Source organism: Microtetraspora fusca (assembly GCF_001570365.1).
Taxonomy (GTDB): domain Bacteria; phylum Actinomycetota; class Actinomycetes; order Streptosporangiales; family Streptosporangiaceae; genus Microtetraspora; species Microtetraspora fusca.
Genome location: NZ_BBYK01000043.1, coordinates 40677 through 62035 on the forward strand (window position 1 = coordinate 40677; position 21359 = coordinate 62035).

General features: G+C 73.9%; 14 protein-coding genes. 6 read left to right on the top strand and 8 right to left on the bottom strand.

Annotated elements, in window-relative coordinates; genetic code table 11:
• Nucleotides 1-71: 71 nt before the first annotated feature.
• The gene (locus tag AWQ68_RS11265; protein WP_066938835.1) at nt 72-1139 is read right to left on the bottom strand and encodes a magnesium and cobalt transport protein CorA; all 1068 of its coding nucleotides are present in this window, start codon (nt 1137-1139) and stop codon (nt 72-74) included.
• 376 nt (nt 1140-1515) lie between these two features.
• Between AWQ68_RS11265 and AWQ68_RS11270 the strand changes: the two genes are divergently transcribed.
• The 4 genes from AWQ68_RS11270 to AWQ68_RS11285 are packed head-to-tail and all read left to right on the top strand — an operon-like array spanning nt 1516 to nt 7996.
• Nucleotides 1516-2199, top strand: coding sequence for a M50 family metallopeptidase (locus tag AWQ68_RS11270; protein WP_084463906.1), 684 nt, complete (start codon nt 1516-1518; stop codon nt 2197-2199).
• A gap of 59 nt (nt 2200-2258) precedes the next feature.
• A complete protein-coding gene (locus tag AWQ68_RS11275; protein ID WP_245655862.1) occupies nt 2259-3545 on the top strand; it encodes a hypothetical protein in 1287 nt (428 codons plus the stop codon).
• Nucleotides 3538-5013 (top strand): hypothetical protein, encoded by a 1476-nt coding sequence (locus tag AWQ68_RS44815; protein ID WP_245655863.1) that lies wholly within the window; start codon nt 3538-3540, stop codon nt 5011-5013. Before AWQ68_RS11275 ends, AWQ68_RS44815 begins: the two co-directional genes overlap by 8 nt.
• A gap of 34 nt (nt 5014-5047) precedes the next feature.
• Nucleotides 5048-7996, top strand: a complete 2949-nt coding sequence (locus AWQ68_RS11285) for a coiled-coil domain-containing protein (RefSeq protein WP_066938840.1) — start codon at nt 5048-5050, stop codon at nt 7994-7996.
• A 39-nt stretch (nt 7997-8035) separates the two neighbouring features.
• On the opposite strand, the gene AWQ68_RS11290 is transcribed toward AWQ68_RS11285, so the two are convergent.
• Nucleotides 8036-9469 carry an APC family permease gene (locus AWQ68_RS11290; protein ID WP_066938841.1) on the bottom strand — a complete coding sequence of 478 codons (1434 nt, stop codon included), beginning with the start codon at nt 9467-9469 and terminating at the stop codon, nt 8036-8038.
• An 11-nt stretch (nt 9470-9480) separates the two neighbouring features.
• On the bottom strand, nt 9481-10578 hold the full coding sequence (locus AWQ68_RS11295) for an alcohol dehydrogenase catalytic domain-containing protein (RefSeq protein WP_066938844.1): 1098 nt from the start codon (nt 10576-10578) through the stop codon (nt 9481-9483).
• 295 nt (nt 10579-10873) lie between these two features.
• On the opposite strand from AWQ68_RS11295, the gene AWQ68_RS11300 reads away from it, so the two are divergent.
• Nucleotides 10874-12358, top strand: a complete 1485-nt coding sequence (locus AWQ68_RS11300) for a PucR family transcriptional regulator (RefSeq protein WP_169808896.1) — start codon at nt 10874-10876, stop codon at nt 12356-12358.
• Between the two features lie 20 nt (nt 12359-12378).
• On the opposite strand, the gene AWQ68_RS11305 is transcribed toward AWQ68_RS11300, so the two are convergent.
• Nucleotides 12379-16311, bottom strand: coding sequence for an AAA family ATPase (locus AWQ68_RS11305; RefSeq protein ID WP_066938849.1), 3933 nt, complete (start codon nt 16309-16311; stop codon nt 12379-12381).
• The gene (locus AWQ68_RS11310; protein WP_066938852.1) at nt 16308-17423 is read right to left on the bottom strand and encodes an exonuclease SbcCD subunit D; all 1116 of its coding nucleotides are present in this window, start codon (nt 17421-17423) and stop codon (nt 16308-16310) included. The genes AWQ68_RS11305 and AWQ68_RS11310 overlap by 4 nt, the downstream gene beginning before the upstream one ends.
• A gap of 145 nt (nt 17424-17568) precedes the next feature.
• Between AWQ68_RS11310 and AWQ68_RS42270 the strand changes: the two genes are divergently transcribed.
• Nucleotides 17569-17715 carry a hypothetical protein gene (locus tag AWQ68_RS42270; RefSeq protein WP_157545130.1) on the top strand — a complete coding sequence of 49 codons (147 nt, stop codon included), beginning with the start codon at nt 17569-17571 and terminating at the stop codon, nt 17713-17715.
• Between the two features lie 124 nt (nt 17716-17839).
• Here AWQ68_RS42270 and AWQ68_RS11315 read toward each other — a convergent pair whose 3' ends face one another.
• The 3 genes from AWQ68_RS11315 to AWQ68_RS11325 all read right to left on the bottom strand — a co-directional run bounded on the left by AWQ68_RS11315 (nt 17840) and on the right by AWQ68_RS11325 (nt 21202).
• A complete protein-coding gene (locus AWQ68_RS11315; RefSeq protein ID WP_084463907.1) occupies nt 17840-19252 on the bottom strand; it encodes an acyltransferase family protein in 1413 nt (470 codons plus the stop codon).
• 62 nt (nt 19253-19314) lie between these two features.
• Nucleotides 19315-20283: an RNA polymerase sigma factor SigJ gene (sigJ, locus tag AWQ68_RS11320; RefSeq protein ID WP_245655864.1), complete on the bottom strand. Its 969-nt coding sequence runs from the start codon at nt 20281-20283 to the stop codon at nt 19315-19317.
• Between the two features lie 175 nt (nt 20284-20458).
• Nucleotides 20459-21202 (bottom strand): SDR family oxidoreductase, encoded by a 744-nt coding sequence (locus AWQ68_RS11325; RefSeq protein ID WP_066938855.1) that lies wholly within the window; start codon nt 21200-21202, stop codon nt 20459-20461.
• Nucleotides 21203-21359 lie beyond the last annotated feature (157 nt).

The following is a 21359-nucleotide window of genomic DNA, read 5'->3' on the forward strand; positions in this document are numbered from 1 at the left end:
GCCCGGGGCGGTGACGCCCCGGGCCGCCGCTGTCTTCCCACGGTGTCCTGGCGTCAGGGGCAGGGCCGGATTCAGAGCCAGTCGCGGCGCTTGAAGACCAGATAGAGGGTGACGCAGACCATGGCCATCAGGGCCACCGCGAACGGGTAGCCGAACAGCCAGTGCAGCTCGGGCATGTGGTCGAAGTTCATGCCGTAGATCGTGCCGACCAGCGTGGGCGCGAACAGGATGGCCGCCCAGGCGGAGATCTTCTTCACCTCGTCGCCCTGCGCGATGCTGGCCGCGGTGAGCTTGGTCATCTCCTCGTTCTGGGCCTGGCTGACCAGGGTCGAGTTGACGATGAGGATGTCCTGGAGCATCTGCCGGAAGCCCGCGACGCGTTCGGTGACCGTGATCGCGTGGTCGGCCACGTCCCGCAGGTAGCGCTGCAGCTCCTCGTCCACGCCGTACTTGGGGGACGCCGCGATGAAGCCGTCGAGCATGGCGACCAGTGGCGTGGTCGCCCGCTGGAACTCGATCACCTCGCGGGACAGCGCGTAGATGCGCCGCGGCGCCGCCGGGTCGCCGCCGAAGACCTGCACCTCGATCTCGTCGATGTCGTTCTGCAGGCCCGCGACGACCGGCGCGTAGCCGTCCACGACCGCGTCGAGTATCGCGTACAGCACGGCCTGCGGGCCCTCCCTGAGCAGCTCGGGGTCGGACTCCATCCGGCCGCGGACCTTCGACAGGTCCGGCGCCTCGCTGTGCCGTACGGTGAGGACGAAATCGGGGCCGACGAAGACGTGCAGCTCGCCGAAGGCGACCTTCTCCGCCTTGTCGATGTACTGCGCGGCGCGGAGCACGACGAAGAGCGTGTCGTCGTAGCGGTCCGCCTTCGGCCGCTGGTGGGCGACGATCGCGTCCTCGACGGCCAGGGTGTGCAGGCCGAACTCCTCGGCGGCGGCGGTCAGCTCCCCCGCTCCCGGACGGTAGAGCCCTATCCACGCCATGGCCCCGGGCCGGGAGCGCAGGGAGGTGATCGCCTCGGCCAGGGACACCGGCGAGTCGACCCGCTTGCCGTCCACGTAGATCGCGTTGTCGACGACGCTGCCCCGCGCGGGCCACTCCACGGTCGGTGCCTCGGCGGACCGGGGATCCATCGACTCCTCGGGAGCGGCGTCCCGCTTCGCTCGAACCAGTCCCCGCAAACCGCGCATTCGACGCTCAGCCACATATAGACCGTAGAACCTTTTCGCAGCACACCGACAATCCGCCTTATCCCGCTGGCCCCTCCTGGCACAGCCGTCGCCTGAGTGTCAGCAGGTCGCGGCGGTGTCCGCCCCGGGTTTGCCGGGCGCCTCCTCCCGCTCCCCGCGCGCCGGGCCGCCTCGCGGCTTCTCGGGCGGCGGCCGGTCGGTCACGAGGCCGCAGCGGGTTTACATCGTGTGGATCTCCCCGGCCGTACGCTGTCTCCCGGAGGTGGCCCCCCTGAACGCACTCTGGAACCATCTGATCGCGACGCAGGACGCGCCGCCGATGTGGCTGATCGCCCTGGCCGGGCTCGCCGCGCTCGCCGTCGTCGCCTATCCCCCGTCGTGGCACGTGTCTCGCGGCCTGATCACCATCGCCCACGAGGGCGGCCACGCGCTGGCGGCCGTGCTGACCCGGCGCAGGCTCCACGGCATCCGGCTGCACTCCGACACCTCCGGGGTCACGCTCACCCGGGGGAACCCGCGCGGCCTCGGCATGATCATCACGGCGGGCTCCGGTTATGTGGCGCCGTCGCTGCTCGGGTTCGGCGCGGCCTGGCTCACCTCGACCGGCCACATCACGCTGCTGCTGTGGAGCGTGCTCGCGCTGCTCGCCTGCATGCTGCTGATGATCCGGAACGTCTTCGGCGCGATCTCGCTGCTCGTCACGGGCGGGGCCGTCTTCGCGATCTCGTCCTTCACCAAGCCGGAGGTCCAGGCGGTCGTCGCCTACGCCGCGGTCTGGTTCCTCCTGCTCGGCGGCGTACGGCCGATCGTCGAGCTGCAGAGCAAGCGGCGACGCGGCCGGGCGCCGGACTCCGACGCCGACCAGTTGGCGAGGCTCACCCACGTCCCTGGCACGTTCTGGGTCGTCGTCTTCCTGCTGGTCTCCGTGGCCGCGCTGGCCGCCGGTGCCTGGCTGCTCGTCGACCTCCCCGCCCTGCTCCCCTCCGTCTTCGCCCCCGCCTGAACTGGGTCGTTCCGGCGTCGAGGCGGGGAATGTCGCCGCCAAGCCGTACGGTATTGCGCGTGCCTCAGCAGACCTCACGAGAGAGACGACCCGCGCCGCCGCGGCCCGCCCACCGGCGGGACACCGGTCGCGACCCCGGCCCGGAGGCGTTGCCCGAGACGCTGGACGCCGCGCTCACCGACGAGGCCGTGCTCGCGACGTACCGGCGGATGTTCGCCGCGCTGGCGCGCGACAGCGGCGCGGTCGTGGACGACCCCGCCCTGGTCGACATCGCCGAGACGCTGTTCGACGCGTTCGCGGAGGCCGGGGAGGAGTGGCTCACCCACGAGCAGATGCGGCACGCCTGCCGGGCCCACCCCACGGATCGGTTCGAGAGCCGGCTGCGCGTGCTCAGGGGGCTCGGCGCGATCCGCGAGGTCTTCCCCAAGCCCAACCAGCTCCGTTACCGGGCGTCGTTCACCAGCGTGGTCGGGCTGATGTTCATCCGGCGCATGATGGACGACGGCGGCCAGTCCGAGATGCACCGGCTGCTCGCGCTCGAGGACCTCAACGCCGCCGACCCGCGCACGACCATGGAGGAGGCCCGCCAGTCGGCGGGCAACCTGGCCCGCGCCTTCCGGCTGTGGGCCCTGGAGCTCATCACCCTGACGAACGGCACGATCGAGGAGCTGCGCGAGCAGGCGCCCAAGCTCTGGGGCACCGAGGAGATCGCGCGGCGGGCGCAGAGCCTGCACGGGACGATCCTGCGCAGGTGGCCGGACCTCGACCGCACCTGCACCGAGCTGCGCGCCGCGATCTACGCGTACAGCGACGCCTCGCGCCGCGCGGCCGGTCGCCTCGCCGACTCCGCGGGGACGACCCGCAACCTGACGCTGCTGCCCGCCGAGACCTGGCGCACCTTCGCCCAGACCGCCTCGAAGGAACGGCTGGCCGCCGTGCTCGACGGTTTCGTGTTCGACTCGCCCGCCCCCTGGCACGATCCGGCCGCCATCGCCACGGCCGTGGACGAGGCGCCGCGCCCGGCGCCGGTCCGGCCCGCTCCCCCGCGCTCGCCGCTCCCGGACGCCGGGCCGGTCGAGTCCGCCGACGGCGGCGTGGCCGGGCTCGACCGGCTGGCCGCCGTGGCCGAGTCCACGCTCGGCGGCCGGGCCTCGGTTCCGCTGGACGAGGTGCTGACCGGCGACTGGGCCGCCATGCGGCGGGTGCTCGCCGATCTCGCGTCGGCGGACCTGCGCCCCGAGCTGCCCTACCGGCTGCGCTGGTCCGACGCCGTCGCCGCCGACCCCGGCGGGCAGCCGAGCTGGCGGTCCGACGGCACGCTGGAACGGGTGCCGACCGATGACTGAGACCCCCACCACGGACACCGCCAAGAACACGGACGCCGCCGAGACCTCCACCGTGCGCCTTATCACCACGCCCGCCGATCCCGGCGAGGGCGCCGACCCGGCGCTCGCGGCCGCGCCGGCTCACGCGCGGGCCCGCGCGTACGGGCCGCTCGCGCTGGGGCTCACCGAGCCCGCCGCTCCCGGCTTCGTCCGGCTCTCCCTCGGCGACGCCGTGACCAGCGCACCGACGACCGCCGGGGACGCGGCCCCGGCCACGGGCGGCCCGGCGACGTCGCCCGTGATCGCGCTGCCCGCCTGGCCGGACGGCGCCACCCCGTCGATCCTCGACGAGTACGGCACCGCGCCCGTGCCGGTGGAACGCTCCGGCGAGACCCGGCGGGTGCTCGCCGCGTGCCTGCGCGCGTGCTGGAGCGACCTGTCCGCGGAGCCGTGGCCGGGCGTGCCCGCCTCCGTCGCGGACGTGCTGGCCTGCTACCGCGCCCTCATCGGGCGCGGCGACGACATGACGCGCAGCCGGGCCGTCGGCGCGCTGCGCCGCCTGGCCGACACCGGGTGGATCATCAGGTCGGGCGACGTCGTACGGCTCGGCCCGCGGTGCGCGACTTGGCCGCCGGAGTCGCACTCCGTACTGCGCGAGCTGGTCCGCCGGCTGCCCGGGCCGCAGGCGGCGGCGGGCCCGGTGACGCTTCCCCTGGACGCGTCCGCCCCGCTCGACCAGCCCACTCCCTCCGAGACGCCCGCCGCTTCCTCCGATGCGGCGCACTCGGGCCACGGTGAACCGGCGGCCGCGCCGGCCGACGTGCGGCCGGGGGGCGCCGGGCGGGACGAGACCGCCTCGGATCTCGACAAGCTGCTCTCCGCCTACGACGAGCGCCGCCGGGCCGAGCTGGTGGCGGCGTTCATGGCGGTCGAGCACGCCGCCGAGCCGGTCCACGAGGCGCGGTTCGCCGCCCTGCGCGATCCCGCGCTGCGCCGTACGCTCGCGGAGATGCTGGCGCGGCGCGGCCGCACCCTGATCCAGCGGCGCGACACGTGGACCTCCGGATACGACGACGACGTGGCCGCCCGTGTCGCCGGCGCGCCGGGCGCCGGCACCCGGCCCGGGCTGTCGGAGGGCGAGCGGGCGGTCCTCACCCTGGTGCTGGTCCACTCGGTGGCCATCCCCCGCGCCGACGGCCTGCTGTCGGAGGACACCTGGCTCTCGCCGTACCCGGTGGCGGTCGAGGAGCTGCGCCGGCGCACCCTGCTGCCGATCGGCGAGCTGGAGTCGGCGCTGCGGACGCTGCGCCAGGCCGGCCTGCTGACCCAGGTCAAGGCCGTCTCGGAGGAGGCGCCCGGCGGGTACGTCCCCGGCCCGCAGTTCCACCGGCTCACCGCGGCGGCCCGCCGTCGCCTCCAGGAGGAGCTGATCCTGGCCGCCGGACCGCAGACGCCGCTCGCCACCGCGATCAGGGCGCGGCGGGCGTGACGGGGAAACACGAGCGAGGAAAGGAAGCAGCGGCTTGACGCAGACCGACAACGTCGTCGGAGACCGGGTGCTGGTCGCCGTGCAGGCGATCAACATCTCCCGGCTGTCGACGCATCCGGTGCCGACCGTGCCGGGGACGCTGATCGTGGTCGCGGGCGCGGGTCCCAAGGACTCCAACGGCGCGGGCAAGTCGTCGTTCATCGCGGCGATCACCGCGCTGCTCGGCGACGAGCAGTGGCGGTTCGCGTCCGGGGCGAAGGCCGTCTCCGAGCTGCTGTTCAACGCCGAGCTCGCCGCGCACGGCGACCAGCAGTGGGCCAGCGCCGACCATGGTTACATCATCGGCGTGTTCGACGTGCCGTCGACCGGGCTGCCGATGACGGTGTGGCTGCGGGTCAACCGCGAGGCGCCGTACCTGGAGATCAGGTGGACCGACGGGGTGCGCCTGGCGGCGGGCGCGTCGGAGGCCGAGCGGGTCACCCGGTCCGACGAGGTGTGGGCGCAGCTCCCGCGCGGCGCCGGGCGGCGCGACATCGTGGCCCGCGACCTCACCCGGGTCCTGTACGGCGACCGCGTCCGGTGCGTGTCGTTCCTGTCCACGTCGGTCCGGAGCAAGGTCGCCACGAACCTGCTGTCCCAGCCGCTGAACGAGATCTCCCCCGAGCGCATCTTCGAGGCGATCGCGGCGCTCACCGGTCTGGACGCCGAGCTGGACCAGGAGCGCGAGGCCAGGCGGGACGAGCACGCCAAGCGGGTCAGGGCGGCCGAGGCGGCCGACCGGCTGCGCGAGTTCGAGATCGAGTCCGAGAGGCTGATCGCCGCGTTCGACCGGCGCGACCGGGCGCGCGTCGAGCTGGCGAGCGCGCTGCGCTGCTGGCGCGGGCGGCTCGCCCGGCGGCTCGTGGACGCCGCCACGCGGGACGAGGCCCTGGAAGCCGAGCTGGCCACCTGCCAGGAGGCCGCCGAGTCGGCGTCCGAGGCGATCGCCGAGCTGCGTGAGGAGATCGCCGCGCTCAAGGACGACTCGCTCGACCGCGCCCTCGCCTCGGCCCGGCGCGAGCTGGCCGGGATCCAGGCGCGGGCGGCCAAGCTGGAGGCCGACCGGGCGGTGGCCCAGAGCACCGCCGACCGGCTCAGGGCGCAGATGCCCGCGCTTGAGGAGCTGCGACGCCAGGCCGACGGCCGGGACGTCGCCGCCGCCGAACGGGAGATGTCCGAGGCGCGCGCCCGGGTGGACGCGGCGCTCAAGGCGCTCGGCGTGGCCGACCGCGAGGTCGAGACCGCCCAGGCGGCGCTCGACGACGCGGAGAACGGCCCCGCCGCCGCCCAGCTCGCCGCGCTGGCCGCGCGAGGCGTCGCCGCCGCCGGCCTCCTCGACGCGATCGACGTGGCCGAGCAGGCGCGGGACGCGTCCGCCGCCGGTCTGGTCGCCGCCGGGTCCTGGCCGCACGAGCACGCGGTGATCGTGGACGGCGCCGACCTGGCCGCGGCGGCGGAGGCGCTGGCCGATCTGCCGGGTTCGGTGCTGGTCAGCTCCACGGGCGTGACGGTCGTCGGCGCGTTCGAGAGCGCGGTGACCGGACGGGAGGCCCGGGTCAAGGCCGCCGAGCAGCGGCTGAACCGGGCCCGCGACGCGCAGGACCGGGCCGCCGCGGCGGTGCGGCGGGCGGAGGCCGAGATGGCCGAGGCGGCCGGCCGCGCCGAGGGCGCCCGGGCCGCGGTGCGTCTCGACGAGATCCGCACCCGGCTGGAGTCCCAGCGCGAGCTGCTGGCCGCACTGCACACCGCGGCCGACGAGCTGACCCCGGCGCTCGACGCGTCCGAGGAGCGCGTGAGCGCGCTCGACTTCCGGGCGCGCACCCGGGACATGGAGATCGAGCGGCTGGAGGGCCGCCGGTCGAGCTTCGAGGCCGACCGCGACCGGGCCCGCGAGCAGGCCGCCCGTACGGCCACCGAGCGGCGGGCGCTCGACCTCGACGGGCTCGGCGAGGAGTGGGGCGGCGCGGTCGAGGAGGCGCGCGCGTGGCTCGCCGATGAGGAGTCGCTGACCGCCGACGAGTGGTGGCGCGGCGCCGAGCGGCACCTCGACGCCGCCCTGCGCGGCGGCTTCGGCGACACTGCCGAGACCGGTGACGAGATGCCCGAGGAGCTCGCCTTCCTCGTCAACGAGCGGCGCGGCGGACGGGCTGCCGAGGAGCTGGCGACGTTCCCTGCGGTGTGCGCGGCGCTCGGCGCCTATCTGCGCGGCCAGGAGGAGTACGAACGGCACCGCCGCCAGCAGATCGAGACCCAGCTCTCCTCGCGCCGCCGCGACCTGGAGACCGCGACCCGGGGCGCGGAGGACGCGGCGCAGTCCACGGCCGTGCACCGCGCGGCCCTCACCGAGGCGATCAGAGCCCGGCTGGCCCGGGTCGCCGAGGAGTTCGAGAAGCTCGACGTGGGCTACGGCGGGTACGGCGCGACGCTGGACTTCCCCGTGCCGGCCGCCCCCGCCGACCCCGAGCAGCGCTGGTCGTGGCGGGTCGTGCCCAAGTGGCGGCGCGGCGACGGCCAGGGGTTCGTGCCGTACAACCGGCGGGCCAACACGGCACTGATGGACGAGAAGGCGGTCAAGCTCGTCTGCGCCGCCGCGATCGCCTCATCCGGGGGCGGCCACCTGACGCTCGTGCTCGACGAGCTCGGCCGCAACCTCGGCAAGGAGCACCGCCGGGAGGCCGTCGCGCTGTTCCGCCGGATCGGCGAGATGCACGGCATCACGGTCATCGGCGCCCTGCAGGACGACATGGAGCCCTACGCCATCGACGCCTGCGGGCAGTACGTGAAGCTGCGCCGCTCCTCCGACGCCATGCCGTACAACGAGCCGCCGGTCATCGTGGGGCACGACCGGCACGCCGAGCGGGTGCGCATGCTCGCGGAGTGGGTGGCCCGCCCGCGAGCCGTCCCGGCGCCGAGCCCCGACGACGCGGCCGCCGCCGCGCCGTGACCGCCGGGCGGGGCGGTCGCGGCGGGCGGCGGCGCGAGGTCAGGACATCTCCGCGAAGTCGGTCTCGGTGGTGCCGATCGTGTGCGCCACCGAAGGCCGGGCCGCCCTGAGGTAGCCGTACCATCCGAGGGCCACGGCGAAGGTGACGAGGAACGCGCAGATCACGAAGTTCAGCGGCCAGTCCGGCCACGGCACGACGTTGACGTAGAAGACGTACGCCATGCCGACCACCGAGACGACCACGCACGGCCAGATCAGCGGGACCTTCACGCCCTCGCGGCGCAGGAAGATCGGCGCGGCGAGCGCGACGACGGCGTAGGCCACCATGTAGCCGAAGGTGCCGTACGTGTCGACGAGCACGGTGATCTCCATGCCGTCCACGTTGAGGGCGAACAGCAGCGCGGTCAGCAGCACCGCGAGCGGCGCGATCGCGAGGATGGCGCGGTGCGGGGTCTGCTGGGTCCGGTGCGTACGGCCGAGCGAGGCGGGCAGCACGCCCTCCTTGCCCATCACGAAGGCGATGCGCCCGAGCACGTTGACCGGCGCGACCACCACGGCGAAGAACGAGGCCGTGATGCCGAGGCTGAGCACCGGACGGAACCAGCCGGGCATGCCGACGGCCACCGCCAGCTCGTCGAGGGGGTTGCCGCTCGCGCCGAGGTCGCCGAGCGCCCGGTAGCCGGACACCTGGACGTAGGACGAGAAGATGTAGAGCACGCCGACGCCGGCCGCGCTCCACATGATCGCCCGCGGGATCGCCTTGAACGGGTTGCGCGCCTCACGGCCGAGCGCGTCCGAGCTGGAGAAGCCGACGAAGCCGAGGATGGCCAGCACCATGCCGACCGCGATGCCGTGCGGCGTCGCGCCGCTGAGCGAGAACTGGTCGGCGTCGAAGACGGGGCCGTCTCCGGCGACCAGCACGATCACCAGCATGATCGTGATGATCGAGATGGAGATCACTTCGAGGATCAGCGAGATCCGCGCGGACATCCGGATGCCCCACACGGTGAACAGGATGGCCAGCCCGCCGATCACCAGCGCGAGGAAGACGTTCCACGCCGTGTTCTGGATCGTCAGCCCGATGGAGGACAGGAAGGCGTTGAAGTGGTAGACGGCGCCGCCGAGGGAGCCGGAGGCGATGCCGAAGCAGCCGATGATCAGCGTGATGCCGGTCACGTACGCGCCGAGGGGGCCGAGGCCCTGGGCCGCGTAGTTGTAGAGGGAGCCGGCCGAGGCGCGGCGCTTGGCGAACTGGGAGATGCAGTAGCCCACCGCGAGGATCACGATCGTCGCGAGGGCGAACGACAGCCACGAGGCGTTCCCGGAGGTGGCGAAGATCCCGGCCACGGAGAACGCGATGACGGCGCTGGGGGCGATGTTGGCGATGGCCTGGGCGACGACCTCGCCACCGGACATCGCCCCTCGCCGTAGGCCGTGCTCGGCCGACGAGGTGGGAACGCTGGTCTGGGTCATTGGGGAGGTCCTTAGGGGATCAGGAGGGTGCGCAGCGCCTCGCCGCTGGCCAGGGCGTCCAGGGCGGGTCCGGCCTCGTCGAGGGAGGTGCGGCGGCTGACGAGCTGGTCGAGCTGGAGGTGACCGTCCATGTAGCGGTCGACCAGCGCGGGGATGTCGATGGCGGGGCGCACGCTGCCGTAGTTCGAGCCGAGGATCCGCTGGTCGGCCTCGGCGAGCACGAGGGGGTCGAACCGGGCGAGAGTGCCCTTGGGCGGGAGACCCACCGCGACGGCGGCGCCGCCCAGGCCGAGCATCCGCACGGCCGATTCGAGCGTGGCCTGGTGCCCGACCGCGTCGAAGGCGTAGTCCACGCCGTCGGGCAGCAGGTCGCGCAGCGCCTCGGACACGTCGATCCCGGCGCCGGAGATCTGGTCGGTCGCGCCGAGCGTCGCGGCGAGCGCGGTCTTCTCCGCGCGGGTGTCGATGGCGATGATCCGCTCGGCTCCGGCGAGCTTGGCGCCCTGGACGACGGACAGCCCGACGCCGCCGCAGCCGATGACCGCGACCGTGCTGCCGGGCAGGACGGCGGCGGTGTTCGTCACCGCGCCCACGCCGGTGGCGACGGCGCAGCCGACCAGCGCCACGGTGTCGAGCGGCGCGTCCTCGCGGATCTTGATCGCGCCCGAGGCGGGGACCACGGCCTCCTCGGCGAAGGACGACACGCCGAGGTAGTGGTAGAGCGACTCGCCGCCGCGGCTGAGCCGGCTGGTGCCGTCCTGGAGGACGCCGCCGGGCGCGACGACGGTGGCGGCGACCTGGCAGCGGGCCTCGTGACCGCTGCGGCAGTAGCGACACTGGCCGCAGGGGGCGACCCAGGAGAGGACGACGTGGTCGCCCTCGGCGAGGCTGGTGACCCCCGGGCCGAGCGCGGTCACGACACCCGAGCCCTCGTGACCCATGACGAGCGGCAGCGGCACGTCCCACTCACCGCGGCGTACGTGCAGGTCCGAACCGCAGACCCCGGCCGCGGCGATCTTGACGCGGACCTCGCCGGGCCCGGGGGGAGCCAGCTCGACCTGCTCGATCGTCACGGGCTTGTCGGGTGATTCGAAAACCGCGGCGCGCATACCGCCCCTTTCCCTCGTCCGGGGAACAGCGCTGCCGTCACCCGGTGTTAGTGGAACGGGGTACAGGGTAGGTTTGCCGGTTTTCTTCCCGCATGTAGCCAAATGTCCATTGAGCTGCGGCAGGGACTCCGATCCGATATTTCCCCCCGCGCCCGGCCCCGTGTCACGGTGACCCAACGTTGATCCGCGTACGGCCCGGCTCCTCCGTATGACGGCCCGGCTCCCGTGGCCCGCCGATCTCGGGGCTCGCGGACGGCCGGGAAGTGGAGCGCCAACAGAGAAGGAGTGCTGCGCCGTGCTGGAAACAGTGGGCGATGTCGCGCAACGGTTCCGATTGCGCGTGCCGACCGGACCGACCGGCCTGGACCGCCCCATCCGGTGGACGCACATCTCGGAGCTGCCCGACCCCACGCCGTGGCTGCGCGGCGGTGAGCTGTTGCTCACTCTGGGCCTCCAGATCGACCGGCTGGCCCCGCGCGAGGCGTTCGCGGCCTACATCCGGCGGCTGGCCGAGGCGAGGGTCGCCGCCCTCGGCTTCGGCGTCGGCGTCCGGCACACCTCCGTCCCCGAGCCCCTGGTGGCCGCCGCGGCCGAGCACGGCCTCGCGGTGCTGGAGATCCCCTCGGGCATCCCGTTCCAGGACATCACCTACCAGCTCAACGGCGACCTGCTGCGCACCGGAGCCGCCGAGTCGCGGCTGATCGCCGAGGGGGTCTCCAGCATGACCAAGGTGGCCCGCAGCGCCGGGCCGGAGGGGATCGTCGCCACCCTCTCCGCCCGGATCGACAGCTGGGCGGTGCTGATGGACCGGCGCGGGAGGACGCACGCCGCGGTCGGCGCCGCCCGGGTCCACCTCGACGACGCCCGCGCCGCCGCGCTCGGCCAGCGTTCCCGCATCCGGCACCCCGGCCTCACCGTGTACGGCGTCGGCGACCCGGTGCGCCCGCGCGCCCATCTCGTCGTGGCGCCGCGTCCGGACCGGATCAGCCTCACCCGCGAGCTGGCCCAGCACGCCGCCCTGCTGCTCGACCTGGCGCTCAACCCGCTGAGCGGCGGCGACACCTGGGGGCTGGCCCGGGCCGACGCCGTGGACGCCCTGATGTCCGGCGACCAGGGGCTCGTCCAGCGGGTCTCGGCCCGGTGGAACCTCCTCGCCGGGAACGTCGCCGTCGCGCTGCTGCGCTCCCGGTCCCGGGCCGTGCCGCTGGAGGAGAACGTGCTGGAGTGGTGCGCGGAGCTTGACCTCCCGCCGCTCGTCAGCTCCGAGTCGTCGCTGGTCACGGTCATCCTGCCGGAGGACGAGCTGGGCCGGTGGAGCGCCCGGGTGTGCGAGGCCGTCGAACGCGAGGGCGTCCCCGCCCGCTGCGGGGTGGGCACCACGCAGCCGCCGTCCGCGTCCCTGCTCAGCCGCCGTCAGGCGGAGCAGGCGCTGGAGGTGGCGGTCGCCGACGCCCGCCCGGTCGTCGAGTTCGCCGAGCTGCCGACCCAGCGGCTGATCCTCCAGCATCTCGACCCGGCCGCGCGCGCCGCGCTCACCTCACCCCTGCGGCCGCTCCTGGAGAACGACTCCACCCGGATCCTGCTCCGCTCGCTGCGGGTCTTCCTCAGCGAGAACAACAACTGGGAGGCGGCCTCCTCGCAGCTCGGCATCCACCGGCACACCCTCCGCCAGCGGATGGGACGGGTCGAGGAGCTGACCGGGCTCTCGGTGGGCGTCACCGAGGACCGGGTCATCGCCTGGCTGGCCCTCCAAGCACTCCAGGCCGACCCCATCCCCTGACCACACCCCCGGGTCGTGGATCAGGCCATGGAGAGTGTGGAGCCGCCGCGTCCCTTGCGTACCCGGATCTGGGCGGGGATGCGGGTCCGCAGCTCGGCAACGTGACTGACGATGCCGACCGCCCGGCCGCCCTCGCGCAGGCCGTCCAGGATGTCCAGGACGTCGTCGAGGGTGTCCTCGTCGAGCGTGCCGAACCCCTCGTCCACGAAAAGGGTGCCGATCTCGGGGCCGCCCGCCTCCGCCGTCACGACGTCGGCCAGGCCGAGGGCCAGCGCCAGCGACGTGATGAAGCTCTCACCGCCGGACAGGGTCACCGGGTCGCGGTCCACACCGGTCCAGCCGTCGAGCACCCGCAGCCCCAGGCCGCCGCCGGACCGGCCGCGGTCGCCCGCCGCCTGCCTCAGGTTGTGCTGGAGCAGGTACCGCCCGCCGGACATGCGGTCGAGCCGGTCGTTCGCGGCGGCCACCACCTGGCGGAGCCGCTCCCCCAGCACGTACGCCGACAGCCGGATGTGCAGGGGGTTGTCCGCCGACGTCCCGCCCGCGAGCTCGGCCAGCTTCCGGGCGCGCCGGTGCCGCTCGGCCGCCGGGCCGTACCGCCGGTGCGCGCCCTCCAGCTCGGCGGCGAGCCCGGTGAGCTGCGCCAGCCTGCTCCGGGCGTGATCACGGGCCGACGTCCGGTCGGTGGCCTCCTGCTCGGCCCGCCCGTGCTCCGCCTCCAGTGTCACGAGGTCCGGCTCGGGCGCGGCCGCCGCCGCGACCAGTTCCGGATCGGCGAGCAACGCCTCCACGGCGGCCTGCTCGTCCGCGAAGCGCCGGAGCCGCTCGGCCATCTCCTCGCGCTCGGCCGCGCCGCGCACCGCCGCCCGGGCGTCGTCGAGGGTGGCGAACCCGGCCTCGGACGCGGCCGACGACGCCTGCGCACGGGCCACCTCCCGCTCCCGCTCGGCCGTCGCGGACGCGCCGACCGCCTCGGCGGCGTCGTGGAGCAGCGCGGCCTCCGTCGCGAGCCGTTCCAGCCGGGCCTCCAGTGAGGGGTCGCCGCCGCGCGCCTCGTCGAGCAGGGCGGCCAGCCTCTCCCGCTGCTCGGCGAGCTGGTCGCGCCGGGTCCGGGTCTCCGCGGCCTCCAGATCGAGGGAGCGGGAACGCTCCCCGGCCTCGGCGAGTTCGGCGGCGAGCCGGCCGGTCTCCTCCTGGAGGGCGGGCTCGGCCGCCGCCGTGTCGCTCGCCTCGCGCAGCGTCCGCTCCGCCGCCGCGAGGACCGCCGCCACCGCCTCCTGACTGGGCTCGGCATCCCCGTGCGTCATGATCTCGGCGACCTCGGCCCGGGCCTTCTCGTACGCGACACGCGCCTCCACCGCCCCGGCGACGGCGCGGGCGGCGGCGGCGAGGGACAGCGCCTCCGCCGCGAACCGGTCACGCCTGGCCCGGACGCTGTCGTCCTCTCCCCTCGCCTCACCGAGGCGGGCCGCGAGGCGGTCCCGCTCGGCCAGCAGCTCCGCCTCGCCGGTACGGTGACCGGCCAGCGCGCGGCCCGCCTCGTCGACCCGGTCGCGCAGCGCCTCCGACTCCGCGGCGAGCCGCTCGACCTCGGCGGCGGCCTCCGGCTCGACGGCCGCCGCGTCCCGGGCCTCGGCCAGCTCGGCCTCCGCGGCGGCGAGCCGGGCCAGCGCGTCCTCGACGGACAGCTCCTCCGCCCGCCGGGCGGCCTCGTCAAGCTGGGAGGCCAGCACGGCGACCCGGCTCTCGGCGTCCTCCCGGCCCTGCCTGGCGGCCTCGAACGCGTCCTCCGCGGCCTGCTCGTCGTCCACGGTCGGCGCGGCGGCCGACGGCGCGGCCGGCGCGGGATGCTCGGCGGAGCCGCACACCGCGCAGGGCTCTCCGGGCACGAGCGACCGCGCCAGCTCGGCGGCCATGCCGTCGATGCGGGCGAGCCGCACACCCTGGAGCAGGTCGCGCGCCTCCTGCGCCCGGTCCACCGCCGCCCGGCGCTCCCGCTCGGCCTCGTCCAGCTCGGCGGCCAGCGCGTCTCGTCGTACGGCGGCGGCGTGCAGGTCGCGGGCCGCCGCGGCGGCGGCCTCACGCACCGGGATCCGCGCGGCGGCGGCCCGCGCCACGGCCAGCCGCTCGTCCGCCTCGGCGAGCGCGGCCGGGAGCGAGGCGAGATCCGCGAGCGCGGCGGCCTCCCGTTCGGCGGCCTCCTCGATCTCCGCGCGCACCTCGGCCAGCCGGGCCACGACCCCGGCCAGCCGCTCCTCCTCGTCCGCCAGCAGCTCCAGCCTGGCCTGCTCGTCCCGCCGCTCGCGCTCCAGCCGGGCCAGCTCGTCGTGCCAGGCCCGCTCCGCCTCCAGCGGCACGGCTTCGTCCGGCGCCGCGTCCCCGTGCCACGCCTCGCCGGACGGCATGCCACCCGGCGTCAGCCGTACCGGCCGGAGGTCGGGGGCGTCGGGCAGCGCCTCGAGGGCAGCGGCCCGCGCCCGCCTGGCGTCGGCCAGCTCGGCGGCGAGCGTGTCCCGGCGGCGCACCGCGGCCAGATCACGCTCGGCCGCGTCCCGGGCGCCCCGCAGACCGGGGAGGCGCGCGACGGCCAGCCGTGCCGCCTCCAGCCGCTCCTCGGCCGAGGCCAGCTCCCCGGGCAGTACGGCGAGGCGCTCACGAAGCCCGTCCCGCAGGACCGCCAGCTCGGCCAGCCGCCCGTCCGCCTGGGCGAGGTCGGCGCGAACCTGTGCCAGCCGGGCCTCCTCAGGGACGAGCTGCTCCAGGCGGGCCACCTCGTCGCGGCGCTCGCGCTCCCGCTCACGCAGCCCGGCCACGCCCGGCCACGCGTCCTCGGCGAGGGAGCCGGGCGTCGTGCCGAAGCCGGATTCCGTCATGGTGCCGGACGCGGGGTCGGAGAAGGTGAGGGCCAGCGCCCGGGCCACGGCGTCCGCCGCGAGCCGCCGCGCCTTGGCGGCGGTCTCCACCCGCTGGTCCGCCTGGCGGATGAGCGGCAGCACCCGCTCGGCCCGCGCCGCCTCGTCGAGCACGCTCTCCAGGTCGGAGCGCTCGTCCGCGGCCAGCGCCAGCTCCTCGCGCCGTACCAGGGCGGAGGCGTGGCGCCTGCGGCGGTCGGCCAGCGCCCGGCCCTCGTCCATCCGGCCGCGGGCGGAGGCCAGCACGGCGGCGGCGAGCGCCTGCTCCTCCCCGCTCCGCTCGACGACGCCGGCGGCGGCCGCCAGCAGGGCGCCGGACCAGCCGAGCGGGTCCTCCCCCGCGTCGGGAGCCTCGTCCGGCAGGACGGGACCGGCGGCGCCGCGCATCCGGTTCACGACGGAGTCGACCTCCTGGCGGAGCTCCTGCTGCTCCCGCCCGGTACGCGTGCGATGCTCGGCGAGCCACTTTTCGACCTCGGTGTAGACCTTGACCGAGAAGAGCCGTTCGAGGAGTTTGCGCCGGTCGTCGCCGTCCGCGCGCAGGAAGCGGGCGAAATCCCCCTGGGGGAGCATCGCGACCTGCCAGAACTGGTCGGCGTTCATCCCGAGGAGCTCGCCGACCAGGTGACCGGCCTCGTCGCTGCGGGTGCTGCGCGGCGTCCAGACGCCGGATGCCGCGTCCAGCTCCTCGACCAGGGCCTTGGCCTTCTCCTCCACCAGGCCGGAGCCGCGGAGCTTGGGCCGCATCCAGGCGGGCGACCGGGTGATCCGGAACCGCCGGTTCCTGATCGTCGCCTCCAGCGTCACCGCCGGGCCCCGCCCGGCCGGCGCGTGGTCGCAGCGCAGGCTGCGGGCGCTGTCACGTTGCCCGGGCACCCGGCCGTACAGCGCGTAGCAGACGGCGTCGAGCAGCGTGGTCTTGCCCGCGCCGGTCGGACCGTGGATGAGGAACAGCCCGGCCTCGCCGAGCGCGTCGAAGTCGACCTCCTCCTCGCCGGGGAAGGAGCCGAAGGCGGTCAACCTCAGCCGGTGCAGCCTCACGAGACCTCCCTGATCCGGCAGTCCTCCACGGCCCGCTCCAGCAGCCGTCTCTCCTCGTCGTCGGCGGGCTCGCCGCGCACGTCGCGGACGAAGTCGAGCGCCACCTCGATCTCGGCGCGTCCGGCGATCTGACGCGGGGCGGCCGCCGCCCCGGCCGTGCCGTCCGGCTCGAAGGCCAGCGCGAGCGTGTGGGGGAAGCGCGCGCGCAGCCGCTCCATCGCCTCCTTGGGCCGCACCGGATCGGTCAGCGTGATCTGCAGCCAGTGGTCCACGCGGTCGGCGTACCGATCTGCGGTGAGCAGGTCGTCGATGCGGCCGCGCAGGCGGGCGAGCCGCCGCGGCACCGGCGCCTGCACGAACTCGGCGCGCACCCCTCCCGGCTCCAGATCGACCAGCCAGCACCCCTTGACGTGATCGGCCTCGGAGAACGAGTACGCCAGCGGAGACCCGGAGTATCGGACGGTCTCGCTCATGGTCTGCCGCCCGTGCAGGTGGCCGAGCGCGACGTAGTCCACGCCGTCGAAGGCGCTGAGCGGGACGTGCGCGACGCCGCCCACGGTGATGTCGCGTTCGCTGTCGCTGGCCTGCCCGCCGGTGACGAAGGCGTGCGCCAGCACGACGGAGTGCCCGCCCCGCGTGGCCGCGTCGGCCCTGATCGCGGTCATCGCGTGGCCCATCGCCGCGCCGTGGCTGCGCTCCGGCAGCTCCCACGGCCCCCTGACCAGCTCAGGCTCAAGGTACGGAACGCCGTAGAACGCGGTGTCGCCTACCAGCACCGGCTCCCAGGCGCGGGCCGGGTCCGTACGCAGGTGCACCCGCTCCATCAGGTCGGCGCCGAACCCGAGGCGTACGGCCGAGTCGTGGTTGCCGCTGATCACCACGGTGTGCGCGCCCAGCGCGGCGAGCCGGCGCAGCGCGTCGTCGAAGAGCGCGACGGCGTCCACCGGCGGCAGGGCGCGGTCGTAGACGTCGCCCGAGATGACCACGACGTCCACGTTCTCGGCGCGCACCGTCTCCACGAGGTGGTCGACGAACGCCCCTTGAGCTGCCAAAAGGCTCTCGCGATGGAAGGAGCGGCCCAAGTGCCAGTCGGAGGTGTGCAGGACCCGCATGTCGCACGAAGCTAACAGATTCCCAAAGGCACCGTTGGTTATCGTTGATTGTGTTGGGTCGTATTAAGTCCTTGCGGCTGGATCGGACCTGACCCGTGCAGTTCGGGTCTGCTCTCCTCCTCTGCTCACGGAGGACGAGGCGAACTTGATCCACACGGGCCGCCGCGGTTATCCCCGCGCGATCAACAGCCTGGCCGTTCGGGCCCTGCCGGCCACCTTCATCACCGGCAAGACCATTGTCGATGAGTCCGCGGCCCGGACCGCGGTCAGCGAGGTCATCGCCGCGGAATGAACAAGGAAGACCAGTCTCACTCGGCAGCCGGCGACAGCACGCAGGGCGGTAGTCGGGGTGCCAGTGAGAAACGTGTCATGAGTACCGAAACGAGTGGCTCGGCCCAGGTCCCGTGTTCGAGCGGTCAGACCAGGCCGGATGGAGGACTCGCGTGGGGGTTGGGGCGCGATTCGACCTGCATGGCAGGAGGCGTCGAGCGCAGCAGCCGCAGGACCGCCGCACAGGCGAGGTAGGTGATCAGCGCGACCGCCGGCATTCCGGAAACGGTCGGAGCGGTGCTCGGCCACAGGCTGTTGGCGAGCAGGGCGAAGGCGACTCCTGCGAATCCCGCCATGGCCAGCCACAGCCGGAGAACCTGACAGGACGCCATGCGGGCCGGGCCGGCCGGCGACGCGAGCGAGAGCCGGCGGGGCCGTCGGGCGCCGCGCACCTCGATCGGACCGAAGATCGCGACGAGGAGCGTGAGGACGACGCTGAACATGACCAGCAACGGGATCCGCCAAGCCAGCCACGCGGCCGATCCGGCCTCCGGAGTCGGGAGCACACCCGCCACGTGCAGCGCGGCGGCGAGCAGGATCGCGGCGGAGATGTGCCAGAGGAAGATCGTCATGATCACGGAGTTGACGGCGACCACGGCCGTCCACCGTCGGGTGCGCCGCAACCATCGCTCGGCCCGGTCCCGCAGCAGCAGCGCCATCCCGAACTGCGCGGTGGCGACCGCCAGCAGAGCCAGGCTGGGTGGAGACATGTTGTGCAGCCGCTCGCCCGGCACATTGATCATGCTGATCGGGTACGGGCCGGCGAGGGTGAGCAGGAGCAGTGCGCCGGTCCCGGCGAGCAGAAGCGGCACGGCGACGCGAGGGCGGGCCGGCAGCAGCCCGTCCCGCCAGGCGAAACCCATCTGGTGGACTGCCAGCCAGCCGAACAGGAAGTTGCCGTTACCCCAGAAGTCATTGCCGAGGAGGCGGGCCACATCGCCGGCGGCGACGAGTCCCACCAGCACCGGCGGGACGGCGAGTCCGTACCGGCGGTGGAGGGCGTACATCGGCGGGGTCAGCGCGACCATGATCAGGTAGACCACGAGGAACCACAACGGGATCGAGGCGAGCCAGACCACCGTGCGAACCCGGGCGGGGTCGGCGTCGAACAGGCGAGCTGCCAACGCGCCGCCTCCCAGCACCAGCACCAGGGCCGTGGTCGGCGGGATCAGCCGGCCGCTCCGCCTGATCAGCCACTCCACGGCCTTCCCTCCACGGCGTCGCTCCGCCGCCAGGGAGACGGCGTTGGCGTACCCGCCGACGAAGAAGAACACGGGCATCACCTGGACCACCCAGGTGAGCGGCTGCGCCCACGGCAGGTCCGGCAGCGCCGACCGGCCGATCAGCTCGCCGTGCTCGTCATAGCCGACCACCGTCGCCAGCCAGTGCCCGAGGACCACCGCGACGATCGACACGGCTCGCAGCAGGTCGATGAACCGCTCCCGCGACGGCGGCGTCTGCTCCGCGAGCCGCCGGATCTCTCGCAACGCGGTGCCCATGTCCTGCATCTTCCCCAGCGGACGTGGAGGTACCGGCGGACGAAAGGCGCGGTGAGGGTGGATCATTTCCCCGGCAGTCGCGCCACATCGGATACCGGTCCGAGATGGCGAAGCTTGTCGGGATTGACCACCGAGTGGATCGCCTGGACCACGCCATCGGCGATGTCGAGTTCGACCACGCCGGCCACACGCCCCTCGGCGTCGTACATCACAGCGCCCGGCCGTCCGTTGACCCAGGCCGGCCGGAGGGAGACGCCGAGCATCCGGACCCGGCGGAGCCCGGCGACGAGCATCCGTGCCACGCGCGGCGCCTCGGTCGCCGGCTTCCCGATCGCCTGCGCGTTGCCGCCGCCGTCCCCGTGGAGCACCGCGTCGGGCGCGAGCATGCCGAGCAGGGCGTCCATGTCGCCGCCTGCGGCGGCCTCGAAGAACCTGCGGGTGAGCTCCTGGCCTCGCGCCCGCCGCGCCGGGGGCGGCGGGCTGTCGCGCACCTGCCCCCCAGCGGGGATGCGCTGCCTGGCGCGGGCGAAGATCTGCCGACAGTTCGCCTCGGTCTTGCCGGTGATCCTCGCGACATCCGGGTAGCCGTACCCGAACACCTCACGCAGCATGAACACCGCCCGCTCCACCGGCGAAAGGGACTCCAGCAGCACGAGGAACGCCATCGACAGCGAGTCGGCCAGTTCTGCGTGCTCGGCCGGCCCCGGCCCGTCGGCGGGCACGACGACCGGCTCGGGCAGCCAGTCGCCCACGTACGTCTCCCTCCGCACCCGCGCCGAACGCAGGTGGTCGATGCCCAGCCGCGTCACCGCCGTCGTCAGGTACGCCTTCAGATCGGCGATCGTGGTTCCCGCCTGGCGCGCCCGGGTCAGGCCGAGGAACGCGTCCTGCACGATGTCCTCGGCGTCACCCACGGATCCGGTCATTCCGTAGGCGATGGAGAACAGCAGCGGCCGGTACCCGGTCGCGCCCGTCGCATCCGCCGCCCCGGGCAGGGAATCCCTTCCGCCGACTCGCGTACCGCGGCTCACCTTCTCGCCTTCCCATTCGAGGACGTTCGGCAGGGTATCCGAGGCGCCCGGCCCGCCCGTGCCGCGGCCGCCGGCCGTACGCGCACTGCGCCGACCACCGTGTCCATGGCTTCAGATGTGACACCTCAGGCCCTTGCCGGATCTCCGGTTCGACCGCGGATCGGTCGCGCGGCGGTCACCACCCGATGGGGCCGAGGCGATCGATGAAGGTCCCGGTCGGCCCGTCGGCGTCGATCATCGCGAGCCTCAGGATCGAGTCGGTGCCCTCGGTCACCGTCAACTGGCCGGTGTGATTGTTCATGTCGGTGGCGGCGAATTTGCGGTTCGCGACTTCTCCAGGAGTGGCGACGTTGAACTTGATCTCCGGAAGCGCCTGGGCGTACCGAACGGTGATCATGTTCAGCGCCGCCTTCGACGAGCTGTAGGCGAGCTCGTGCATCTTCGCGACGGGCTGGCCCGGATCGGTCACGACGGCGAAGGAACCGCCTCCGCTGGAGACCATCACCACGCGTGGATGGTCCGCCGCCTGCAGCAGGGGAAGGAACGCGTGCGTGACCCTGACCGGTCCGTACACGTTGGTGTCGTAGACGGAATGAATCTCGTCAGCCGTCGCGTCCGCCGGCGCGACGATCTTTCCTGGCGCTCCGGCGTTGTTGATCAGCACATCCAGCCGGTCGGTGTGCCGGCGGACGAGCCGTACAGCGTCGGCCACCGACTCGTCCGAGGTCACGTCAAGCGGGACCATGACCACGTTCGCGCCCCCGTCGGTCAGCTTGTCGGCGGCCGCCTGTCCTCGACCTTCGTCGCGCGAGCCGAGGAAGATCGTCCACCCCAGTTCCCCGAGCCGCCGGGCCGCCTCAAAACCGAGTCCCTTGTTGCCTCCGGTGATCAGCACCGAGGTCTGTTCCGAGTTCGTCATGCCCTCTTAAGACGGGACGCTCCGCTCGGCTGTGACGCCATGTGACCCACCTCACAGCCAGAACCCCATGAGTCGGCGTGGTCTAGAGCAACGCCGGCATCCGCTCCCCCTTGAGCCGGCCTGTGCGATCTACAGCCTCCTGTGACAAATGCGTCCC